We start from the raw sequence: 2279 nt of genomic DNA on the forward strand, positions 1-2279 counted from the left end.
CGTCCCGGCCCCGCTGCGCTAGGCAGGGGGCAAAAGGGATTGCGATGCAGACAAGCTTCTCGGTCCAGACCCGCGGTGCGGGGCTCTATGAGATCACCCGCGACGTCACGCGCTGGGTCCACGGCCGCGGCCGCGACATCGGGCTGCTGACGCTCTTCGTGAAGCACACCTCGGCGTCGCTCGTCATTCAGGAGAATGCCGACCCGGAGGTCCGCACCGATCTCGCCGCCTTCTTCCACCGGCTAGTGCCACCCTCTGACCACCCGGCGATGAGCTATCTCACCCACACGTACGAAGGCCCCGACGACATGCCCGCCCACATCAAGGCGGCGCTGCTTCCGGTCAGCCTCTCGATCCCGGTCACCGACGGGCAGCTCGCGCTTGGCACGTGGCAGGGGATCTATCTCTTCGAGCATCGCGCGGCGCCGCACCGCCGCCAGATCGTCGCGCATCTGGGCGGCTGAACCCACCGCAGGAGAAAACGCGGGCAGATTTCGCCGCTGATTTCTCTCACGATCTTGTTGCTGCAATTCTGCTCTACCCAATGTTTGGCGGCTCCCCTATAGTCGCTGTGGATAAGTGGGGCCAACCCACGACCGTGGCAGAAAGATCAAGTGAGGGGGACGGCGATGCGCTGCCCGTTTTGCGGACACATCGATACGCAAGTGAAAGATTCCAGGCCCGCGGAAGAGCATGTCTCGATCCGCCGCCGCCGCTTCTGCCCGGCCTGCGGTGGCCGGTTCACCACCTACGAGCGCGTGCAGCTGCGCGATCTCGTGGTGATCAAGTCGAACGGACGACGCGAGGATTTCGACCGCGGCAAGCTCGAACGCTCGATCCGCATCGCGCTGCAGAAGCGGCCGATTGAGCCCGAACGCATCGACCAGATGATCTCGGGCATCGTGCGGCGCCTCGAAAGCCTCGGCGAGACCGACATCGCCTCCAAGCAGATCGGCGAGATCGTGATGGAGACCCTGGCCCGGATCGACACCGTGGCCTACGTCCGCTTCGCCAGCGTCTACAAGAATTTCCAGGCCGCCGACGACTTCGACAAGTTCGTCAGTGAACTGCGCCCCGAGGCTGCCCAGGCAGATAAGTGACACAGGACATCCGGCACATGGCCCATGCCCTCCGGCTGGGTCGCAGGCGCATGGGCCAATGCTGGCCGAACCCCGCGGTGGGTTGCGTCATCGTCAAGGACGGCCGGGTGATCGGGCGCGGCGCGACCGCGCCGGGCGGACGCCCTCATGCCGAGCCGCAGGCGCTGGCACAGGCCGGGGCCGCAGCCCGCGGTGCCACCGTCTACGTGACGCTGGAACCCTGCGCCCATCACGGCAAGACCCCGCCCTGCGCCGAGGCGCTGGTCAAGGCCGGGGTCGCACGGGTCGTGGCGCCCCTCGCTGACAGCGACCCGCGGGTCTCGGGCAAGGGGTTCGAGCACCTGCGCCGCCACGGCATCGAGGTCACCACCGGTGTACTGGCCGAAGAGGCCGCCCGCGATCATGCCGGATTCTTCCTGAAGGTGGGGGAGGGGCGGCCGCTGGTCACCCTCAAGCTTGCCAACAGTTTCGACGGCCGCATCGCCACCGCCACCGGCGAGAGCCAGTGGATCACCGGGCCCGAGGCGCGTCGCGTCGTGCATGGCCTGCGCGCAGCGCATGACGCGGTGATGGTGGGCGCGGGCACCGCACGTTCCGACGACCCCGCGCTGACCGTGCGCGGCTGGGGCGAGGTGCGCCAGCCGGTCCGCGTGGTGGTTTCGCGCCTGATCGACGTGCCGCTGATGAGCAAGCTCGCCAGCACCGCGCGGCAGGTTCCGGTGTGGCTGGCGCATGGCTCCGACGCCGCCCCCGCGACGCGCAAGGCGTGGCAGAGCTGCGGTGCCAAGCTGATCCCCTGCGAGATCCGCGCCGGGCGCGTCGATCCGCACGGGCTGCTGCGGGAGCTGGGAGAGCAGGGCCTGACCCGGGTGTTCTGCGAAGGCGGCGGGCAGCTTGCCGCGTCGCTCCTGTCAGCGGATCTGGTGGACGAGCTGGTGGGCTTCACCGCCGGCCTCGCGCTTGGCGCCGAGGGGCGGCCGGGCATCGGGGCGATGGGGGTCGACAGGCTTTCGGAGGCGCCGCGCTTCGTTCTGGATGAGGTCCGCGCCGTGGGCCCGGACGTCATGCACCGCTGGCGTCGCGCCTGATCGTTCGCGAAATGTCGGGGGGACAGGGCTTGGGCGTCGCGGCGGCACCCGGGCCACCGCGACGCGAAAGCGTCAGTGCACCGTCACCGGT

At 69.1% G+C, this 2279-nt stretch carries 3 protein-coding genes; all 3 read left to right on the forward strand.

The window, feature by feature from the left end; genetic code table 11:
* Positions 1–44 precede the first annotated feature (44 nt).
* The 3 genes from HC022_RS24430 (at position 45) to ribD (ending at position 2188) form a co-directional block, all read left to right on the forward strand.
* On the forward strand, positions 45–464 hold the full coding sequence (locus tag HC022_RS24430; protein WP_167454124.1) for a secondary thiamine-phosphate synthase enzyme YjbQ: 420 nt from the start codon (positions 45–47) through the stop codon (positions 462–464).
* A 165-nt stretch (positions 465–629) separates the two neighbouring features.
* Positions 630–1100: a transcriptional regulator NrdR gene (gene nrdR / locus HC022_RS24435; RefSeq protein ID WP_008883217.1), complete on the forward strand. Its 471-nt coding sequence runs from the start codon at positions 630–632 to the stop codon at positions 1098–1100.
* A complete protein-coding gene (gene ribD / locus HC022_RS24440) occupies positions 1097–2188 on the forward strand; it encodes a bifunctional diaminohydroxyphosphoribosylaminopyrimidine deaminase/5-amino-6-(5-phosphoribosylamino)uracil reductase RibD (protein ID WP_311135899.1) in 1092 nt (363 codons plus the stop codon). The genes nrdR and ribD overlap by 4 nt, the downstream gene beginning before the upstream one ends.
* The last annotated feature ends 91 nt before the right edge of the window (positions 2189–2279 follow it).

This window comes from Salipiger sp. HF18 (genome assembly GCF_011806505.1).
Classification (GTDB): domain Bacteria; phylum Pseudomonadota; class Alphaproteobacteria; order Rhodobacterales; family Rhodobacteraceae; genus Salipiger; species Salipiger thiooxidans.